This is a genomic window from Skermanella sp. (assembly GCF_059503625.1).
On sequence record NZ_JCACHA010000355.1, the window covers coordinates 1 to 2,708 of the forward strand.

Sequence of the window (2,708 nt, forward strand, 5' to 3'; positions counted from 1 at the left end):
CGGCAACAGGTCCCAGGCTTGTTGGCGAAAAGCCACTTCCAGGGCGTCTCGGTCAAGCATCTGCAGGACAGTGCGCAGCGTGTTGAGCGACGGCGCTCGCTTCAGGGTACAGCCGACCAGGGCGGTGAGGACGATCCGGCGTTGCTGCAGGAAGCAATTGATGTGGCGGTATGAGGTCGCGCTGGGCAGCAGCGCCAGCACGGTGAACAGCAGCAACGGCGCCGGCGGATAGCACTTGCCCTCCGTGCATCGTGGATCGGGAACCTCGCTCAACGCATCGAGAAGCCGGCCGAACGGTACTATGGCAAACCCCCAGGGTCAGGAATTGCCGACCAAGGATTCACACATTCGTGCCTGATAGTAGACTCTTTCTACGCGGCATTACGCCCCATCAGGACTCGCTTAGCGCGAACCAGGCACCCAGCGCGGGAAGAACTGAACAGCCCTTGGTCACCACCGGCGACCGGGCAAACGGCCTCTTCCTTGAATTTCAGCGTGTAACGCGCCCGTGCTGTTTTCGTCATTCCGCCCCCATCCTGTCGCCAACTTTACCCGGCTATGGGAGACGCTGCACGTGGGCAAGGTCAGGGCAGGCGACGGGCCGGAACCTGCGAATCAACCCAGGTGTCGGAGTGGCTGGAGGCAGACGGCTCGTCCGTGAAGCGACGTAATACGCCTGGGTACTTCCGCCACGATCGCAGGGCAGGGGAGGGAGCCATGGTGAGCAGAAAGCCGCCGACCCGACAGGTTCACGCGTCCAGGATCACCCTGACCGAGAAACAGGCGATCATCGGGGCATGCGAGAGGTTCATCACCGATGTGCTGAAGCCGCGCTTCCTGCCGGAGATCCGACCAACCGAGTGGAACTACCCGGTCGGCATTCTCGGCAGGTGGCGCGGCAACCGGTACCGCTTCATTCAACGCTATCGCTCCGATGGGCCAGACGCCATCCAGCCGGAGTTCGATGCGTCCTTTGCGCGGCTCGACTGGATCTTGCCGGGGCTGTGCAACGTTGCCTGGCAGTGATACACCGGAGGATGACGGATCCTGTTCGAGTGGGTCACTCTCGAAGAAGCCCTTCAGCTCATCGAAGCCGAGATCCTGCTGCACCCGACATAGGCAGCGTTACTCCCTTTGACTTTAGGGCCGCAGAGTGTCCAAAGATCGGGAATGCGGATAGCCATAGCGCCTCCGGAACCAGGAATGACTTCGAGGATTGTCCATGCGTCGGGCCTGACATCGTCGCCTGAGCGCTCCTCGCCGGATTGGCATGCCGTACCGCGTAATCGCCTGCCATGATCCGTAATGCTGTCTGGTCATGATGCGCTTCCAGTTGATCGATAGCCAACTGTCGATGGCCATGCAGGCGCTGGCCGGGCCGATCAGCTTTCCTCGCCGACAACCCGAATGCCGGTGGCGTTGCCTGTTTTGGAGCGGCGGTTCACGGATTCAGCCATGGCCGCAACCAGTTGCTCCCGCGGAACGGTAACGGTCACGAAGCGTCCCCGGTCGAAACCTGGGTCACCGGAAGCCGTCATCGTAATCTGAACTGTGACGTCGCTCATCGCGACATCCACTACAACCGGATCATCGCCGAACTCGACTTCGTGGCGTCGTCCGTTGGCGCCGCGCAGGATGGCGTACATCGATGCTGTCTCCTCATGTCGGTCAAAGGCTTGCAGGGTAAGGCAACGACAGCACACCTGCCAATCATAAGCTGCCGATGATCCCGCAACCTCATACGCAAATTCCAACACCCTACGCCAACGTGACGGTACTATGAGTAAAAATGACAAAGGTTCTCATCGCCCTAGGGGCCAGGAGCATGGGTTGCTGTCGGAGGCGTTACGCCTCGGCGTCGCGATCTGGTAGAGATACCCCACCAGTGCTCCGACTGTTTCCGGTCAACCTCAGGTATCCTGTTGATGCTCATAGCCAATAAACCTCAGCGGGAATGAGCAGGGGGCATCGGTGTTCCTGTCAACGGTGAGTGGTCGGTACTGGGTTGAATTGGTTGATCAGGTGACCGCCGACTGGGAAAGCCTTCGGATGAGCCGTGGGATTGCCAAGGATTTCCGTGAGGCTATGCGGACAAAGACGGTTCTGCCGCCGGTGGCGCTGGCAGGCGCTCGCTTCTTTTGCCTGAGGACCCGGAACGCAGATCCTGTTTCGACCACCATGACGTTCAGGGGACGGGTGCAGACCGGTCTCGGGCAATCCAACGGGTCTCCATTTCCCGAGTTCGTACAGGATTACACGATCCTGGCGAACCACCTTGGCGTGGAGTTCGCCACAAACTGCTCTCCGCACAGGCATATTGGTTTCAGAGTTTAGCAGACGCATGACAGACCAGAAGCGAAGAGCAATTCGACTAATAACGCAGCGCTGGAAAACTGGGCAGAGTTGATCGTGCTAGCGACCATCAGCTATCAATGTACCGAGGTCAAATCGGGGCGGTTTGTTGCGAACGACACAGCACCAGAGAGGAAGCATAGCCGATCAAGCTGTGACAGAGGACATTGCCAGGAGAATACGGGAGTTTGCCATAGAGCTGGAGCGTGATGGATTTCCAGCCGTCGCAATCACGGATGGTATGCTCATGGTCGCACTGGACGCTGCGCACAAGATGGCAGGACCGCATCACTTGGCGAAGTTCCTCAGCAAACTGGCGCGCCGGTTCCAGATGAAGGCTGACGAGACCCAGGGAG

The 2,708-nt window shown here is 59.5% G+C and carries 4 protein-coding genes; 1 reads left to right on the forward strand and 3 read right to left on the reverse strand.

Going from position 1 to position 2,708, the window contains the following annotated elements:
- The coding region (locus tag AC5JJ6_RS08095; RefSeq protein ID WP_496041546.1) for a transposase family protein at nucleotides 1-273 on the reverse strand (273 nt) is incomplete at its 3' end.
- Between the two features lie 444 nt (nucleotides 274-717).
- Here AC5JJ6_RS08095 and AC5JJ6_RS08100 point away from each other — a divergent pair.
- A complete protein-coding gene (locus AC5JJ6_RS08100; RefSeq protein WP_496041547.1) occupies nucleotides 718-1,026 on the forward strand; it encodes a DUF3024 domain-containing protein in 309 nt (102 codons plus the stop codon).
- Nucleotides 1,027-1,382: 356 nt separating this feature from the next.
- On the opposite strand, the gene AC5JJ6_RS08105 is transcribed toward AC5JJ6_RS08100, so the two are convergent.
- Nucleotides 1,383-1,646 carry a hypothetical protein gene (locus AC5JJ6_RS08105; RefSeq protein ID WP_496041548.1) on the reverse strand — a complete coding sequence of 88 codons (264 nt, stop codon included), beginning with the start codon at nucleotides 1,644-1,646 and terminating at the stop codon, nucleotides 1,383-1,385.
- A gap of 797 nt (nucleotides 1,647-2,443) precedes the next feature.
- Nucleotides 2,444-2,708, reverse strand: a 265-nt coding sequence (locus AC5JJ6_RS08110) for a hypothetical protein (protein ID WP_496041549.1), incomplete at its 5' end; no start/stop codon positions are given.

Coding starts and splice junctions, on each gene's coding strand:
- AC5JJ6_RS08100 (WP_496041547.1), top strand. CDS start 718: ATGGTGAGCAGAAAGCCGCCGACCCGACAGGTTCACGCGTCCAGGATC.
- AC5JJ6_RS08105 (WP_496041548.1), bottom strand. CDS start 1,646: ATGTACGCCATCCTGCGCGGCGCCAACGGACGACGCCACGAAGTCGAG.